Raw genomic sequence first — 16,014 nt, forward strand, 5'->3', positions numbered from 1 at the left:
CCCGCACCCTCCAGGCGGCTCACTGCCCGGCCAGCCGCGCCTCCAGGCCGTCGAGGACCGTCTGGAGCCCGAACTCGAAGCTCTCGTCCGGGCCGTCGCCGTCCGGAGTTTCCAGGCGCGCCCGCAACCTCGGGAACTGCGCGGCGACCTTGGCGACCCACTCCGCTGTCGCCCGCATCCGCTCCTCCTCGTCACCACCGGTCCGGCGGAGCCGCCGGCGCAAGGCGGCGTCGGACGCCTCACCGAGCGCCTGGCCGAGGGCGAACACGAAGACCGCGTTCAGCGCCCAGTCCACCTGCCGCCCGGTGAACCCGGCGGCCTCGTAGACCCCGATGAGGTGGTCGTCGTGGCGGGCCTTGCCCGGGCCGTAGATGGTGTGCGTGCTCATGGCCGTCACCAGCCACGGGTGTCTGAGGACCATCGCATGGAGGTTGCGGGCCATGACGGCGGCCGCCTGGCGCCAGCCCACCGCGGCCGGGTCCGGCAGCTCGATCTCGCCCCACATCTCGTCCGCGGCCAGTACGAGGAGCTCGTCCTTGCTCTTGACGTGCCAGTAGACCGCCGTGGCCGCGGAGCCGAGCCGGGTGCCGAGGCGCCGCATGTTGAGCCCTTCCACACCCTCGGCGTCCAGGACCTCGACAGCGGTCTGGATGATCTGCTCCCTGGTCAACGTGTCACGCGGCATCTGCCAAGGATAGGTGTCTTGAACAAAGTTCAAAACCTGCTTGCACTTAGTACAAGTGCGGGCATACGGTCGACTTGCACAAAGTTCAAGCCGTCTCCGCAGAGGAGCACATCATGAAATCCGGAACCCGTACCGAGCGTCCGCGTGGCGTCGTCCTGGCCGCGACACTGCAGTTACTGAGCGCCCTCCCGTTCGTGCTCGGGACCTACGTCGTCCTCGTCCACGGCGCCGGCGCGCAGGCGGCGGCCGAGGCGGAGGTCGCCCGCCAGGGCGTGCCGCCCTCCGTCCTCGCCGAGCACGGCATCAGCTTCGGGTCGAACGTCGCGGATCTGCCGTTCGCCATCGCGATCGTCCTGATTCTGGCGACTCTGGCGGTGCTCAACCTGAACGGCAGACGCGTCGGCCGCATCCTGTCCTGGACCTTCCACCCGATCCTCTTCGTCGCCGGCGTCGTCATCGTCCCCGGCCAGGTATGGGTCGCCCCGCTGCTGGAGTCCATGTTCGCGAGCGACCCGGTGCTGGCGCGCGTCAACGTGACGGCACTGGTGGACGCGGCCGCGCAGGCCATGCCGGGCTGGCTGCACTACGCGGCCGTCGTCAAGCTCGTGCTGACGACGCTGGGCTCGGTGCTCGTCGTCGTCCTGCTCGCGCTCCCGCCGGCGCGAGCGTACTTTCGCGGCAAGGCCCTATGAGGGCGGCGACCAGGATTTCAGCTGGCGGGACAGGAAGCCGCGGATGAGCTGTTTGGCGGCGTCGATGATCTCGGGAGCACCGTCGGGGTCCCGGCGGAAGGCCAGCTTCAGCACGGCGTCCCCGGCCTCGACCGCCACCAGCACGGCCAGGTCCAGCTCCGGGCTGTCGGCCAGCCCGAACTCCGTCAGGAACAACCCGCGCAGCCGTCCCGCGATCACCGTGTTGTTGTCGGAGTCGGAGTCGAGCATGTTGAGGTCGACGGCGTCACCGAAGTGCAGGCTCTTGAAGCCGGGGACCGTCCTGTGCATGTCGACGTACTCGTCGATGATCGCGTCGACCGCCTCCCACCAGCCGCGATGGTCCTCCTCCAGGAACCTGCGGTCCACCCTCCGGACGAACTCCTCGACGTTGCGCCGGGTGACTTCCTGGGTGATGGCCCGCTTGTCGGGAAAGAACTGGTAGACCGACCCGATCGCCACGTCCGCCCGCTCGGCTATGCGGGTGGTGGACAGGGCCTCGTATCCGGTCTCGTCGAGCAGCTCGGCACAGGCGTCGAGCATGCGCTCGACCCGCCGCGCGCTGCGGCGCTGTGCGGGCTGCCGCCTCAGAGTTTGGGGCTGGGCACAATCGTCATCCATCTGCGGCGAAGACACGGATTCATCTTCTCCCGTACGGGCGATCGTTACTTGCAAATTTGTGGATTTCTTGTCGCTCAACCCAGCCGCGCCAGCCCACGCATCGCCCGCGGTGAAATCCGCGACAGCGCATAGCCTATTTTGCCTTCCAGGTTGACCGGCACGACCGCCTGATTCCGGTGTACGGCCCGCAGGATGTGGGCGGCCACCCGCTCGGGCGGGTACCGGCGCCGTGCCAGCCCGCGTACGGCCGCCTCGCGCAGGTCCCGCCCCACGTACGTGGCGTGCCGCGCCAGCGGCGTGGACACGAAGCCCGGGCAGACGGCGCTGACGCCGATCCCGTGCCCGGCCAGTTCGGCCCTGAGGCAGTCGCTGAGCACCTTCACGGCCGCCTTCGAGACCGCGTACGCGGGCAACATCCTGGACGGTGCGAACGCGGCCAGGGAGGCGACGTTGACGATGTGCCCGCCCTGGCCGCGCTCCACCATGGCGGCCCCGAACAGCCGGCACCCGTGAACGACACCCCAGAGATTGACGTCGATCGTTCTGCGCCAGTCATCCACCGTATGATCGAGAATGGGCCCGGCAACGGCGATCCCCGCATTGTTGACCACAATGTCCGGCACCCCATATTCAGAGATGATATTTCGCGAAAAGTCCTCCATTTGATCGATATTCGCGACATCTACCTGCTTGGCCCACGCCGTGCCCCCGAGGTCCTTGACGATCCCGCTCGCGACCCGCGCGGCGGCATCGGCGTCAATGTCCGCGCAGACCACCTCACCCCCATGGGCGGCGAACGCCCGCGCCGTGGCCAGCCCGATCCCCGACCCCGCTCCCGTTACCACCACGAGCCGATCCCCGAAAGCCCCGCGCGGCGCCCCCACCCGCGCCCGCCGCAACTCCCTGGACGACGGAGCGCCGTCCACGTGCGCCGCGAACTCGGCGATCATCCCGGCGACGAGCTCGGGATGGCTGCGCTGCGCCCAGTGGCCTGCCGCGATCTCGCGATGCCAGAGCCTGGGCACCCACTGCCCGATCGAGGTCAGCAGTGCCGGCGTCACGAACCGGTCGCGGGTGGCCTCGATGAGCTGCACGGGGACGTCCCCGACGGCCGGGCTGAGATCGGGATCCGCGAGCGTGCCACGCATGTTGCTCCGGTAGAGCCACAATCCGTTGTGCGCGTCCTTGACCAGCGTCTCGGCGGGATGCCCGGCACGCGCCGTGACCCCGTCGCCGAAGCCCTGCGCGATGAGCCGGGGCAGGATCGTGCTCCACATGAGCTCCGGCAGCCTGGGGATCATGAACCCGCCGATGTACCAGGACCTGACCAGCTGAGCGGCGACCTCGCGCCGCCTGCCGTGCCGCAGGAAGTGCGCCGCCTGCCGCAAGCCCGGCCCGCCGATGCTGGTGTACGAGGCCACCCGCTCCAGGATTCCCGGCCGCCCCACGGCCTCCCAGCCCTGCAGGGACCCCCAGTCGTGCCCGACGAGATGCACCTGGGGCTTCCCCACGGCGTCGAGCACGGCGGACAGATCATCCATCAGCCGGTCGAACCCGTAGTCGCGATCCCACGGCTCGGTGGACGCCCCGGCCCCGCGTACGTCGTACCGCACCACATGGAAGCGGTCGCGTAACAGCGCGACCACCTCGTCCCAGACCCGGTGCGTGTCCGGATAGCCGTGCACGAGCAGCAGCGTCGGGCGGGCCGGGTCACCGTCCTCGAAGACCGCCAGCCGTACGTCACCGGACTCGACCCACCGCATCGCGACCTCCCCATTGGACGGCCTATTGGACAGCACGTCCAAAATATAGAGCCGTCAGGGCCGCGCGGCCAGCCCGGCGCAGGAGCGCAGCGCCTTCCAGTCCGACACCGCCTGGGTCCTGGCGGACCCGGTCATCGGGACCGGGACACCGCCCTGGATGGTGGCCGGCGTCCAACGGTCTTTCAGCACCTTCCGCCCGTTGATCGTCAACGTCAACACCCCGGTCCTGCCGGTGGTCGCCGGATTGGAGTTGTAGAAGACGAAGTTGCCCATGCCGTAGTTGACGTACGCATTGCCGAGATATCCGGACCCGAGCAGGATGTGCGCGTGCCCGCCGACGATCACGTCCGCGCCGGCCTTGATCAGCTTGGGGGCGAGCGCGAGCTGGGCCGGGTTCGGGCACTTCTGCATCTCGGTGCCCCAGTGCAGGTGGACGATCACGGTGTCGGAGTTCTTGCGCGCCTGCCGCACCGCCCGCAGCAGGCTCGCCTCGTCCTTGGCCGAGGCCAGCCCGCCCTTGTCGGCCGTGGCCGTCCACGACTGGATGAACTCCGCGTCCAGCACCTGCGTGGCCCCGATGATCGCGACCCGGTTCCCGTTCACGGTCTTCCTGAACGGCTTGTACGCCTCCGCCGCGTTCCTCCCGATCCCCACCACGGGATACCTGCTGCGCTTGATCGCCGCCAGCGAGTCGGCCAGCCCGCTCTCCATGTAGTCCATGCCGTGGTTGTTCGCCATGGACACGACGTCCACCCCTGCGGCCTTCAACGCGGTGAACGCGCTCACCGGCGCCCGGAACGTGAACTGCTTGCCAGGCGCGGGCGTCCCCCCGGTGGTGATGGCGGTCTCCAGGTTCACCATTGATAAATCGGCCTGGCGCAGCACGCTCGCGATCGGCCCGAGGGCGGTGCGCGGGTTCGACAACCTGGGCCGCAACATCCCTTCGAAGTGCACGTCCCCGCCGAAGGAGATCGTGTACGGCCGCCGCTCCGGCGTCGGCTTCTCCGACGGCGACACGGCCGCCTGCTGGTCCACCTGCTTGCTCTGCAACTCCTGCTCAGGCGCCGACGAGCAGGCGGCAAGCGAGGCGACCACGGCGAGCAACGGGAGGGCACGGGGGAGTCTCATCTGCCGCCATTTCCGCTCGAATCCTGACTTTCAGGGATCGAGCATGCCATGCAGGGCAGATTACCGCGCAGACCCCATCAATTTGGTCATTGCGGACCTGGTCGCGTCGTCCATCGGCGTGTAGACCACCACCCGGTTCTCGGGGACGGCCACGAGGCTGGTCGTGCTGAACCGCAGCTCGCCCAGCTCCACGTGCTTGAACGTCTTCGCCCTCGGCCCCGGCTCGGCCACGTCCTGCCTGGCCCACAACCGGGCGAACTCGGCGCTCTCGGCGCTGAGCCGCCGGACGAAGTCCTGCCAGCACGGGTCGTCCGCGTGCCGGCTGTAAGCGCTCCTGAAGACGGCGACCGCCCGCGCCAACTCCTGGTCGCGGTTGAGCAGCATGGCGGAGAGGGCGGGGTTGAGGCAGGTCTGCCAGAGCGAGTTGCGCTCACTCTCAGGCGCGTTGACCAGCTCGGGGAACAGGGCGGCGTAGGCGGCGTTCCAGGCCAGGGCGTCGCAGCGGCCGTTGGAGATGACGGCGGGCATGTCGCCGAGCCGGTCGAGGATGCCCTGGAGCTCGGGCGTCACGTGCCCCGGGTCCACTGGAACGGGACCCTCGGAGTGTCCCGCCAGCCGATAGAGGTGCTGCCGCTCGGCGCTGTCGAGCCGCAGCGTGCGCGCGATCGCGTCGAGCACCTGAGTGCTGGCGTTGATCGGCCGGCCTTGCTCCAGCCACGTGTACCAGGTCACGCCGACCCCGGCCAGCTGGGCGACCTCCTCGCGCCGCAGCCCAGGGGTGCGCCTGCGCGGGCCGGGCGCCAGATCGACCATTTCCGGGGTGATCCGCTCGCGACGCGTACGCAGGAACGCCGACAGATCCTCACGTTTTGCCGTTGCCACGCTCATATCGCCACCCGTTATCCAGTTACCGCCAATACCAGTATAAATGGGCTCTCGTTACTGGTACCGATACCTCGGCAAACTGAACACCATGCCGCAAACTGCCGCTTTCACCTCTCACGTGGACACAAACCCACAGAGAGGGACACGAGCCAGTGGCCTGCTTCTTGCGATCATCCTCGTGGGGCAGTTCCTGGCCATCCTGAACGTCAACATCGTCAACGTGGCCACCCCGACCATCGAAGCCGACCTGCACTCCTCGGGCGCCGGACTGCAGATGATCGTGGCCGGTTACACCATTGTCTACGCCGTCTTGCTGATCACCGGAGCCAGGGTCGGCGACCTGTTCGGCTACCGCAACGCGTTCCTGAGCGGCCTGGCGGTGTTCACCGCCACCACCCTGGCCGCGGGCCTGGCGCCGTCGACCGGCTGGCTGGTGGCCTTCCGCCTCTTGCAGGGCGCCGGCGCGGCACTGATGATGCCGCAGGTCCTGACGTTGATCCAGCGCAACTACCAGGGCGCGGCGCGCGGCCGGGCGATCGGGATGTGGTCGCTGACGATCAGCGGCGGCATCGTGGCCGGCCAGGCGCTTGGCGGGATCCTGCTGGGCTTCGGCGCGGGCTGGCGCATCGTGTTCCTGGTGCTGGCGCCTATCGGTGCGCTCCTGCTGGCGGCCGGGTTCAAGGTGTTGCCCGCCGACGAGGGCGGCGGCCGGATCGGGCTCGACCCATGGGGCCTGGTGACGCTGTCCGCGGCGGTCCTGCTGTTCGTGGTGCCGCTGGTGCTCGGCCGCGACCTGGGCTGGCCGCTGTGGGGCTGGGTTTCCATGGGGCTGAGCGTGGTGATGTTCGGGGCGTTCGTCCGCATCGAGCGGTGGGTCACGAAGCGCGGCGGCCGCCCTCTCGTGGACGCGCGGGTGCTGCGTGCGCCCGGCATGCGGCCAGGGCTGGTGATCCTGCTCTTCGGACCGGCCACCTGGGGCGCGTTCCTGTTCACCTCGGCCCTGCACCTGCAGGGCGAGCTGCACCTGTCGCCGCTGGCCTCCGGAATGATGATGGTGCCCTGCGCGCTGGCGTTCGGCCTGGTCGGCCTCCTCTGGCCACGCCTGCCGGTCCAGTTGCAGCGCCCGCTGGTGCCCTTCGGCTACGTGGTGGCCGCGCCCGCTTACCTCGGTCTCGGTCTCGCCGCCGGAGGCGGCCTCGCGTACGCGATCATGAGCGCGCTCATCGGCGCCGGGCTCGGCGTGCAGGTGGCGGTGACCAACATGGCGACCGAGCGGGTGGACGGCACGTACGCGGCCGACGCCTCGGGCGCGCTGCTCACCGTGATGCAGCTCGGCCAGGTCATCGGCGTCGCCACGGTGGGAACGTTGTTCATCACCCTGAGCCAGGGCCACGGCACCCTGTCGGCGCCCCTGGGCGCCTCCCTCGCCATGGCCGGGCTTGCTGTGCTCGCGGGCCTGAGCTCGATCTTCCTCGTACGCAGCCGCGTGCCATCACCTACCTAAACAAGGACCTCGGCCAGGGTGTCGCCCAAGGCCTGGGCCTCGCCTGACCTGAGGCCGGCGCGCCCCCTGCACGGGACACGCCGGGCCTCGCCCGTCAGCCCCTCCAGCCGAGCAACACCATGATTCCGCCGGCCACGAGGGCGACCACGACGGGGACCAGGAACGGCGCCCACACGTGATTACGGAAGAAGCCGCCCAGGGCCCTGAGCCGCCGGAAGCGTTTCCTCCCCCCGTCGCAATAGGAGTGGGCCACTCGCGTCACGCCGTCGAGCAGTTTCCGCGGGACGCCGTTGCACGGGTGCACCTCAATTACCGGTGACCGGGCGTCACGAACTCCCGAGATGTGGAGTTGCCAGTCGTCGGGTGGTTGCCCGTTGACCACCGGCCGGAGGATCAGCACAACGTTTCGTGCCTGCTCGTCCGCGAGAGCGGCGGGAAGATCCGGGCACGGAATAATGCGTGGGCCGTCGATTTCAATTTCCACGTCTAACGACGTGTTCGGCACCGTCTTGAAATACCGCGCCATTTGGAGCAGGCAACGGTCTTGCGACCTGCGCTCGGGGAGAATCCATCTTTCCATGCCATCTCCTGGTGGCTACCCCGGAGTAATAAGGGAGTTGTGTCGGCATGGGGACGCGCGGTCATGACAGGATGAAGTCGGTCCGTCCTCGGGGGTGGACGTGGCGCGATCTAGATCGTGATCGCGCCACGCTTGCACATCCCGGCACAGCTTGCCATGATGTGCAAGTTTTCTACCACCCCACCTCGGTGGGCTGCGTGGAAGTGAGGCGCGTCCGAAGCCTCTAGGGGATGGCCCTGGTCAACTTGGTGGCACAAGGGGGACCAGGGCCATTCGTCATGCGCCCGCGACTCGCGCCTCAAGATCGAAATCGAACTCGCCCGCCCGCGCTCCGTTGAGGAAAACTGCCCACTCCTCCGGAGTGAACACGAGAACGGGACCATCTTGCGCCTTGGAGTCACGGAGCGCAACGTTTCCGTTGGCGAGGGGGGCGACCTCGACACAGGCGTCTGCGCCATTGCAGAAGGTGCTCTTCCGCCAAGCCGCCTTCGAAGGGTGGTTGTGCATTATCTCCCCAAATAGCTGAAGGGGCTCCATTGCCCCTTGTTGAGGTGGGCGTATCATCGCCGCCACAGCATAGCTTTACGCTGAATAAGAACGCGAGATTCGTCCTCATCGAGCGCCTCCGACTTGATGTGGTCGAAGGCGGTTTCGTAGCCGGCCACACGTTCGAGGTCATCGACGAAGTTGGCAGTATACAGCTGTTCCAGGTACACCACATCGTCAAATTCCGCAAACTGCAGATGAATAAAGGTACCGGTGTTCACCGGATGAAGTGAGTCCAGGGTGAGGACCCGCACACTGACATGCGGGAGCAGGGAAATCTCCAGGAGATGCTCCATCTGCTCACGCATCACCGAGGGCTCGCCGAAGCGGCGCATCAGCGCCGACTCGTCGAGCACGACCGTGAGCCGGCAGGGCTCGGGCCGATGGAGTACGCGCTGTTGCCGGTCGAGGCGGGCCTCGACGCGACTGCGGACACCGCTGTGCGTGATGCGCGCGATGCCCCGGGAGGCCAGGATGACCTCCCGCGCGTAGTCCTCGGTCTGCAGGAGGCCCGGCACGAGATGCGGCTCCCAGGATCGCTGAGAGATCGCCTCCGCCTCTAGCCCCAGGAATCTTGTGTATTCCTCGGGAAGAGCGTCTTCGTAATCTTCCCACCACCCCCGCTGCTCCGCATCCCGCAACAGGCCGATGAGCTCATCAAGTTTGTCCCCATCGACGCGATAGAGCTTCACCAGCGCCTTGATGTCGTCGGTGCTGGGCATCGTCCTGGCGGCCTCGATGCGGCTGACCTTGCTCGCCGACCAGCCGAGCTCTCTGGCCGCCTTGGCCCCGGTGAGTTTTCGCCGCTCGCGCAGCAAACGCAGCTCCTGGCCGAGCCGGAGTCTGCGTACCGTCGGGCTGCCCTGCTGCGTTGGCACCGTCCGCTCTCCTTGTCGGGAAGGAAGGTGTAGCTGGAAGGGATCGTTTGGAAACTGCGTTTCTGGGCCGTTCGCCCAATCTTACACTGCAAGTTGCACGCGCACTGGCAGGTGGGCTTGCCAGAAGGCTGTCACGGGGAGAGCGTAGGAGCAAGACGAGCTCTGTGCACTCCTCTAGGTCAGAGCAAGGATTGTCCATCCCCTCCCGATGCCTGGCCCGTGCCACATCTCGTGCAAGTTGCATAGCAAGCCAATCGGCAAGAAGCGAAGAAAATGAAATCTTCCTTGCTCAGGGTATTGCAGCAACGAGAACCACGGAGGACGATCGATAGCGAGGAAGGTTTCTCGAATGTGAGGGAGGCCGGGCATGACGACATCGCCGCACGCACCGGGCCTTCCCCCTTTGGTCGCGCGCCCCTGCCAGGGCCGCATCGCCGGCAACGTCGCCGCCCCGGAATTGAACGTCACCCCCAGGGAGGCCGCTTGCCGGAAGGATCTCACAATCGACTGAAGCAGCCAGCGCTGACGAATCCGGCGCACGTTGACTCACTGGTACACGAAAAAGCCGGGCCGAGACTGACGACCCGTGTCCCCGCATATGGGCTGCCACCCTGCGACGGACCTGGCCATCAGCTCTCGGACCGGCGAAGAAGCCACCTCTAGAAATGCCGCGAAAGGGGTCTTCTATGTACTCACAAGGTACCAAGGGACTCGGCCGAATCAAGTCCCGGATCCGGGAGCTCGTCGCATGGGCCGACCGCGAAATCTGCATGGAGCCCGACGAATTCGCGTACCACGTCGGCTGGACCGTGACCAGGACGGGATTCGGAGCCCGTCGCTATCGGGATCCACGTTTCGACCAGCTCCGCCTGCCTCGCCGGGTGCACGAGGAGGTGACCTGACGTGTCGCGGAACCCGCGCAACCCGATTTTCCCCGCCGGCGTGGATCTCCCCGCCGCCGGGGGCGGCGGGCCGCTCGTCAGGCTCTGGCGGGCGCGGAGCGAATTGTTGCTGGTCCTCACGCTGGCGCTGGTCGCACTGACGCTGCTCACCGCGACGCAGCAAGGCCGGTGGGTGCCCTTGCTCTTGCTGACGAGCGCGATCTCGGTGCCGGCCGCCACCAGGATGGGCCGCAACTGGATCGCCGCCCACTTCTGGTGCGTCTTCTCCAGGCACCGCCTGCAGCGGGTCTGCCTGGAGACGACGATGCACACCAGGGCCGGGCGCATCCCGCTGGTGTTGTGGATCACTCCGACGACGACCGGTGAGAAGGCACTGATCCTGACGCGGGCCGGGATCAGCGCCGAGAAGTTCGAGGCGTACAGCGAAGAGATCGCCGCGGCCTGCTGGGCCAGGAGCGTGAACGTCTACCGGCACCGCACGCGGGCGCAGCTGCTGATCGTGGAGATCGTCCGGCGGGACGAGGTCCCCGGCGCCGACGCGCCCGGGCTGGACCGGCTCTACGGCAGGCGTGCGTGGGTCTCGCTCCGACCCGATCTCGAGGAGCCGCCTGATCTGCGCACACAGGTGATGCTGTCGCAGGTCGGCTGATGACCCCGGGGTAAATGGGGCCTTCCCCGGGGAGGAAGCCCCGGAGACCGCGGGGGCTCCGGGGCTTCCCCATGCGCGCGGCACCAGCCAAGATGAGTTCATCTGGCGAACTCAGGAGTCGTGATGACCTCGACCGTCCACCGGACATGTCCCCTCTGCGAAGCCGTCTGCGGCCTGACGCTCACGCTCGACGAGGGCGGGCACGTGACCAGCGTCCGCGGCGACAAGGACGATCCGTTCAGCAAGGGCTTCATCTGCCCGAAGGGTGCCAGCCTCGGCAGGCTCGACGAGGACCCCGACAGGCTGCGCAAGCCGCTGATCCGAGAGGGTGACCTGTGGCGGGAGGTCGACTGGGACGAGGCGTTCGGCGCTGTGAAGACCGCGCTCGGCCAGGTGACCGACCGCCAGTCGGTCGCGGTCTACCTCGGGAACCCGAACGCCCACAGCATGGCGGGCGCGCTGTACGGCGCCCCGCTGATCAAGGCGCTCGGCACCCGCAACGTCTACTCCGCCAGCACCGCCGACCAGATGCCCAAGCACGTGGCCAGCGGCCTGATGTTCGGGCACCCGCTGGCCATCCCGGTCCCCGACCTGGACCGCACGGACTACCTGCTGATGCTGGGCGCGAACCCGCTGGAGTCCAACGGGTCACTGTGCACCGCGCCGGACTTCCCCGGCAGGCTGAAGGCGCTGCGCAGGCGCGGCGGACGGCTCGTCGTGGTCGACCCCCGGCGCACGCGGACCGCCGCGCTGGCCGACGAGCACGTCTTCGTCCGCCCGGGCACTGACGCCTACCTGCTGTTCGGCCTGGTGCACACGCTCTTCGCCGAGGACCTCATCACGCTGCCGGCTGTGATGGATCCGCAGCGAAGCGAGGACGTCCATCACAGCACGCCGAGCGGAGATCGGCCGATAAACAGAGTGAACGGACTGGACCAGGTGCGGGAGGCGGCCAAGCACTTCCCGCCCGAGTCGGTGGCCCGCCGTACCGGGGTGCCGGCCGAGGTGATCGTACGGCTGGCCAGGGAGCTGGCGGCAGCGCGTACGGCCGCCGTGTACGCCAGGATCGGCACCTGCACCGCCGAGTTCGGCACGCTGGCCCAGTGGCTGGTGGACGTGCTCAACGTGCTCACCGGCAACCTCGACCGGCCTGGCGGCGCCATGTTCCCGAAGCCCGCCACAGAGTCCCCTGCGCGGCGAGCGAGCCCCGCCTCACGGAGTGAGGCCATGCACTCGCGCAGGCCGTACCAGGTGGGGCGGTGGACGAGCCGGGTCCGCGGCCTGCCCGAGGCGAACGGCGAGCTGCCGGTGGCCACGCTCGCGGACGAGATCGAGACGCCGGGCGAGGGCCAGATCAAGTTCCTGCTCACGGTCGCGGGCAACCCTGTCCTGTCGGCGCCGCACGGGACCCGGCTGGACGCGGCCTTCGAGCAGCTCGACTTCATGGTGAGCGTGGACCCCTACCTGAACGAGACCACCAAGCACGCCAACGTGATCCTGCCGCCGCCGCGGGTGCTGCAGTCGGGGCACTACGACTTCGCCCTGCTGGGGTTCGCCGTGCGCAACTACACGCGGTACTCGCCGCCGCTGCTGCCGCTGGACGGGCAGCCGTCCGAGGCGCAGATCCTGGCCAGGCTGGCCATGATCGCCTCGGGGCTCGAAGGAGACCTGGACGCGTTCGTCATCGACCAGATGTTGCGCAAGGCCACGGAGACGCCCGGCTCCGGCGTCGAGGGCCGGGATGTGGCCGAGCTGCGCGCGGCGCTGGACGGCGAGAGCGGCGGCGAGCGCAGGCTCGATCTCATGCTGAGGCTCGGCCCGTACGGCGAGTGGGCCGGCAAGGGCGACCTGTCGCTGCGCAAGCTGCTGGACAACCCGCACGGCCTGGACCTCGGCCCGCTGGAGCCCCGGCTCGACGAGGTGCTCAAGACCGCCTCCGGGCTGATCGAGCTGGCGCCGCCGCAGCTCATCGAGGACGTGGACCGGCTGCGGAGCAAGCTGGACGAGGAGCCGCCGGAGATCGTCCTGATCGGGCGGCGCCACCTGCGCTCCAACAACAGCTGGCTGCACAACGTGGGCTCGCTGGTCGGCGGCAGCAACACCTGCACGCTGCAGATCAACCCGGCCGACGTCGCCCGGCTCGGGCTCGCCGGCGAGGCCGTGGTGAGCTCGGCGAAGGGCCGGCTCACGGTGCCGCTGGAGCCCACCGACAGCATCATGCCGGGCGTGGTCAGCCTGCCGCACGGCTGGGGCCACGCGGGCAGCGCGCAGAGCGTGGCGGCCGAGCACGCGGGCGTCTCCGTGAACACGCTCACGGACGAATCGGCCGTCGACGTTCCAAGTGGTAACGCAGTGTTCAACGGAGTTCCGGTCACGATTTCACCAACCGGGGTGATCACCGCACATTAGGGTGTCGCGCGTGACTATCGCGCCAGAAGAGGACCGCCTGAACGCCCAGATCGCCTTCGCCATCGAAATCGACAAGTTGAAGCGGATCATCCGCCGCAACCATCTCATCGACGGTTCACGGCGGGAGAACACCGCAGAGCACTCCTGGTACGTGGGCACGCTGGCGATGGTCCTCGGCGAGCATGCCCCGCCGGGGACCGATCTCCAACGGGTGGTGGCCATGTTGCTGGTGCACGACCTGGTGGAGATCGACGCCGGTGACACGTTCATCTACGACCCGGTGGAGGTCGCCGCCCAGGCCGACGCGGAGCGGGCGGCCGCCGATCGCATCTTCGGCCTGCTCCCCGCCGACCAGGCGGTGTGGGTGCGGGAGTTGTGGGACGAGTTCGAGGCCAGGAAGACGCCGGAGGCGCGGTTCGCCAAGGCGCTCGACCGCTTCGCCCCGATCCTGGCCAACCATCACACGGAGGGCGGCACGTGGCCGCTGTTCAAGGTCAAGGCTTCGCAGGTCAGGGAGAAGGTGCAGATCATCGAGGACGGCTCGCCCTCGCTCGGCGCGTACGCCTTGGAGCTGGTCGAACTCTCCGTGGCGAGGGGACACCTGTCCGAGTGATCCCCTCATGGCCGGGGTAGGGGACCTGTCGTGAAAGAGGAAGTACGAGCGAGACGTCGGCAATTTCGGGGTTTCGCGGGCCCGGTTGCCCTCGCCGACCGGCTCGAGAAATCGAAGGCCATGGATCGGCCGATCAGAGTGCTGGCCAAAGCCATCCGCCGGCGCATCAAGCCCGGCCGGCTCCGCGACCTGCTGCACGGCGTCCCCATCGGCGAGCCCCTCCATCCGCCGCTCGCCTCGGTCAGCCTGGGCTGCTGGCTCTCGACGGCCGTGCTCGATCTGGCCAGAGCCGATCCGCGGGCCGCCCGCGTACTGCTGGCCACGGGCGTGGCCAACGCGCTGCCGACCGCGGCCGCCGGGCTGACCGACTGGTCCTCGCTCCACCGCGAGCAGCAGCGGGTGGGTTTCGTCCATATGGTGGCGAATCTGACCGCGCTCAGCCTGTTCTCCGCGTCGCTGGCGGTCCGCATGCGAGGCCACGAGCGGCCCGGGAAGATCTTGTCCTTCACCGGGCTCGGCGTCGGCATGCTGGGCGCCTACCTGGGCGGCCATTTGGCGTACCGGCAGGCGGCGGGGGCCAACCACGCCCCTCAGGTCTCCCACCTGGTGCCGCTCGGCTGGCACGATCTGTGCCCGATCAAGGACCTGCCGGACGGCCGGCCGGTGGCGCGGCGGCTCGGCTACATCCAGCTGTTCGTGTTGCGCCAGGGCGACGGCGTGACCGTGATGGTCGACCACTGCCCCCACCTCGCCGGCCCGCTGCACCAGGGCAGGCTCGTCATGGACAACGGCGAGGCGTGCGTGGTCTGCCCGTGGCACGGCAGCACGTTCCGGCTGGCGGACGGCTCGGTGCGGCACGGGCCCGCGACCGCGCCCGCGCCCACGTTCGAGACGCGGATCCGGCGGGACGGCACGATCCAGGTCCGGCCGGGCTTGACCTGAAGTTTGGTTGAGGTCCTACGGTCGGGTCATGGGCAAGATTCTGGTGACCGGCGCGACCGGGAATGTTGGCAGGCATGTGGTTTCCCAGCTGGCGGAGGCCGGGCTGGAGGTGCGCGCGCTCGTCAGGGACCCTCAGCGGGCGCGACTATCCGTCGAGATGGTCCGGGGCGACCTGACGGCGGCCGAGACGCTGGAGCCGGCGCTGCGGGACGTGGAGAGCGTGTTCCTGGTCTGGCCCGGCTTCGCGACGGACAACGCCGCGGACGTGGTGACGGCGATCGCCAAGCACGCGCGGCGCGTCGTCTTCCTGTCGGCGAACGTGGCGGACGAACCCGAGATGCACTATCACGAGATCGAACGGCTGGTCCGCCACTCGGGGCTGGGCTGGACGTTCCTGCGGCCCGGCGGCTTCGCCGTCAACACACTGGGCTGGGCCGAGCAGATCAGGCAGGGCGTCGTGCGCTGGCCGTACGGGCAGGCCGCGCGCTCGCTCATCCATGAGAAGGACATCGCGGCCGTGGCCGTGCACGTGCTCACCTCGGCCGGCCACAACGGGGCCGCGTACGTCCTCAGCGGCCCTGAGCGACTCACTCAGGCCGAGCAGGTACGCGTGATCGGCGAGGTGATCGGGCGCGCGGTGCGGTGGGAGGAGCAGCCGGCCGAGGAGGCCCGCGAGCAGCTCATGGCCGCCTGGGGGAACGCGGAGTTCGTGGACGGCGCGCTGACGGGGTGGGAGAGCTTCGTGACCAGCCCGGAGCAGGTCACCGACACGGTGCGGCGACTGCTGGGCCGTCCGGCGCTGACGTTCCGGCAGTGGGCGCGGGACCACGCCGCCGACTTCAGCTGACCTCGTCCGCCGGGTGCTCCACGAGCGCGAGGATGCGACTGGACATGAACCTGGCCGTGCGTACGGGGGTGCCGCTGCGGGTGACCTCGCTCACCTCGACGAGCCCCCGGCGCGTGGCCACCTCCACCCGCCGGCCGGCGCGGGTGGCCTTGATCTCGTAAGTACGCGGGGTGCCGCCCGCGTCGATGACGATCTCCACCCGGTCACCCTTCATATCCGGGTTTATACCCCAGCACACCTATCCGTACACCAGTACGATAATCGCCGCGACCCCCACGCACACGATGACGCCCCGCAACACGGGCGCCGGGATCCGCCGCCCCACGCGGGCCCCCAGGAACCCGCCGACCAC

Annotated in this window: 17 protein-coding genes; 8 read left to right on the forward strand and 9 right to left on the reverse strand. The window is 68.6% G+C overall.

The genetic code is table 11. The features are described 5' to 3' along the window. Positions 1 to 19: 19 nt before the first annotated feature. Positions 20 to 685 carry a TetR/AcrR family transcriptional regulator gene (locus ETD86_RS30195; RefSeq protein ID WP_138669772.1) on the reverse strand — a complete coding sequence of 222 codons (666 nt, stop codon included), beginning with the start codon at positions 683 to 685 and terminating at the stop codon, positions 20 to 22. Between the two features lie 113 nt (positions 686 to 798). On the opposite strand from ETD86_RS30195, the gene ETD86_RS30200 reads away from it, so the two are divergent. Further along, positions 799 to 1,377 (forward strand): hypothetical protein, encoded by a 579-nt coding sequence (locus ETD86_RS30200; RefSeq protein ID WP_138669773.1) that lies wholly within the window; start codon positions 799 to 801, stop codon positions 1,375 to 1,377. Here the strand turns inward: ETD86_RS30200 and ETD86_RS30205 are convergent. The 4 genes from ETD86_RS30205 to ETD86_RS30220 all read right to left on the reverse strand — a co-directional run bounded on the left by ETD86_RS30205 (position 1,372) and on the right by ETD86_RS30220 (position 5,795). Next, positions 1,372 to 2,016 (reverse strand): TetR/AcrR family transcriptional regulator, encoded by a 645-nt coding sequence (locus ETD86_RS30205; protein ID WP_170223350.1) that lies wholly within the window; start codon positions 2,014 to 2,016, stop codon positions 1,372 to 1,374. The two genes, ETD86_RS30200 and ETD86_RS30205, sit on opposite strands and share 6 nt — an antisense overlap. A 74-nt stretch (positions 2,017 to 2,090) precedes the next feature. After that, positions 2,091 to 3,815, reverse strand: a complete 1,725-nt coding sequence (locus tag ETD86_RS30210; protein WP_342779319.1) for an SDR family oxidoreductase — start codon at positions 3,813 to 3,815, stop codon at positions 2,091 to 2,093. 18 nt (positions 3,816 to 3,833) lie between these two features. After that, on the reverse strand, positions 3,834 to 4,907 hold the full coding sequence (locus ETD86_RS30215) for a CapA family protein (protein WP_138669775.1): 1,074 nt from the start codon (positions 4,905 to 4,907) through the stop codon (positions 3,834 to 3,836). A gap of 60 nt (positions 4,908 to 4,967) precedes the next feature. Then, positions 4,968 to 5,795, reverse strand: a complete 828-nt coding sequence (locus ETD86_RS30220; protein WP_138669777.1) for a helix-turn-helix transcriptional regulator — start codon at positions 5,793 to 5,795, stop codon at positions 4,968 to 4,970. Between the two features lie 175 nt (positions 5,796 to 5,970). On the opposite strand from ETD86_RS30220, the gene ETD86_RS30225 reads away from it, so the two are divergent. Further along, a complete protein-coding gene (locus ETD86_RS30225; RefSeq protein WP_211370413.1) occupies positions 5,971 to 7,296 on the forward strand; it encodes an MFS transporter in 1,326 nt (441 codons plus the stop codon). 94 nt (positions 7,297 to 7,390) lie between these two features. Here the strand turns inward: ETD86_RS30225 and ETD86_RS30230 are convergent, their stop codons facing one another. The 3 genes from ETD86_RS30230 to ETD86_RS30240 form a co-directional block, all read right to left on the reverse strand. Further along, the gene (locus ETD86_RS30230; RefSeq protein WP_138669781.1) at positions 7,391 to 7,822 is read right to left on the reverse strand and encodes a hypothetical protein; all 432 of its coding nucleotides are present in this window, start codon (positions 7,820 to 7,822) and stop codon (positions 7,391 to 7,393) included. Positions 7,823 to 8,152: 330 nt separating this feature from the next. Next, positions 8,153 to 8,440 carry a DUF397 domain-containing protein gene (locus tag ETD86_RS30235; RefSeq protein ID WP_342779320.1) on the reverse strand — a complete coding sequence of 96 codons (288 nt, stop codon included), beginning with the start codon at positions 8,438 to 8,440 and terminating at the stop codon, positions 8,153 to 8,155. Next, complete coding sequence (locus tag ETD86_RS30240) at positions 8,437 to 9,300, reverse strand: helix-turn-helix domain-containing protein (protein ID WP_138669782.1); 864 nt, start codon at positions 9,298 to 9,300, stop codon at positions 8,437 to 8,439. The genes ETD86_RS30235 and ETD86_RS30240 overlap by 4 nt, the downstream gene beginning before the upstream one ends. 686 nt (positions 9,301 to 9,986) lie before the next feature. On the opposite strand from ETD86_RS30240, the gene ETD86_RS30245 reads away from it, so the two are divergent. From ETD86_RS30245 to ETD86_RS30270, 6 genes are all read left to right on the forward strand, one after another. Further along, a complete protein-coding gene (locus ETD86_RS30245; protein WP_138669784.1) occupies positions 9,987 to 10,202 on the forward strand; it encodes a hypothetical protein in 216 nt (71 codons plus the stop codon). A gap of 1 nt (position 10,203) precedes the next feature. Further along, entirely contained in the window at positions 10,204 to 10,851 is a 648-nt protein-coding gene (locus tag ETD86_RS30250) for a hypothetical protein (protein WP_138669786.1), read from the forward strand. 123 nt (positions 10,852 to 10,974) lie between these two features. Next, positions 10,975 to 13,260 (forward strand): molybdopterin-dependent oxidoreductase, encoded by a 2,286-nt coding sequence (locus ETD86_RS30255; protein ID WP_138669788.1) that lies wholly within the window; start codon positions 10,975 to 10,977, stop codon positions 13,258 to 13,260. Position 13,261: 1 nt separating this feature from the next. Then, on the forward strand, positions 13,262 to 13,873 hold the full coding sequence (locus tag ETD86_RS30260) for an HD domain-containing protein (RefSeq protein WP_138669790.1): 612 nt from the start codon (positions 13,262 to 13,264) through the stop codon (positions 13,871 to 13,873). A gap of 120 nt (positions 13,874 to 13,993) precedes the next feature. Further along, positions 13,994 to 14,815, forward strand: coding sequence for a Rieske (2Fe-2S) protein (locus tag ETD86_RS30265; RefSeq protein ID WP_138669791.1), 822 nt, complete (start codon positions 13,994 to 13,996; stop codon positions 14,813 to 14,815). Positions 14,816 to 14,843: 28 nt separating this feature from the next. Next, positions 14,844 to 15,662: an NAD(P)H-binding protein gene (locus ETD86_RS30270; RefSeq protein ID WP_138669793.1), complete on the forward strand. Its 819-nt coding sequence runs from the start codon at positions 14,844 to 14,846 to the stop codon at positions 15,660 to 15,662. Here the strand turns inward: ETD86_RS30270 and ETD86_RS30275 are convergent. Then, a complete protein-coding gene (locus ETD86_RS30275; RefSeq protein ID WP_138669795.1) occupies positions 15,655 to 15,876 on the reverse strand; it encodes a hypothetical protein in 222 nt (73 codons plus the stop codon). The two genes, ETD86_RS30270 and ETD86_RS30275, sit on opposite strands and share 8 nt — an antisense overlap. Positions 15,877 to 16,014: the final 138 nt, after the last annotated feature.

The sequence above is a fragment of the Nonomuraea turkmeniaca genome, from assembly GCF_005889735.1.
Classification (GTDB): domain Bacteria; phylum Actinomycetota; class Actinomycetes; order Streptosporangiales; family Streptosporangiaceae; genus Nonomuraea; species Nonomuraea turkmeniaca.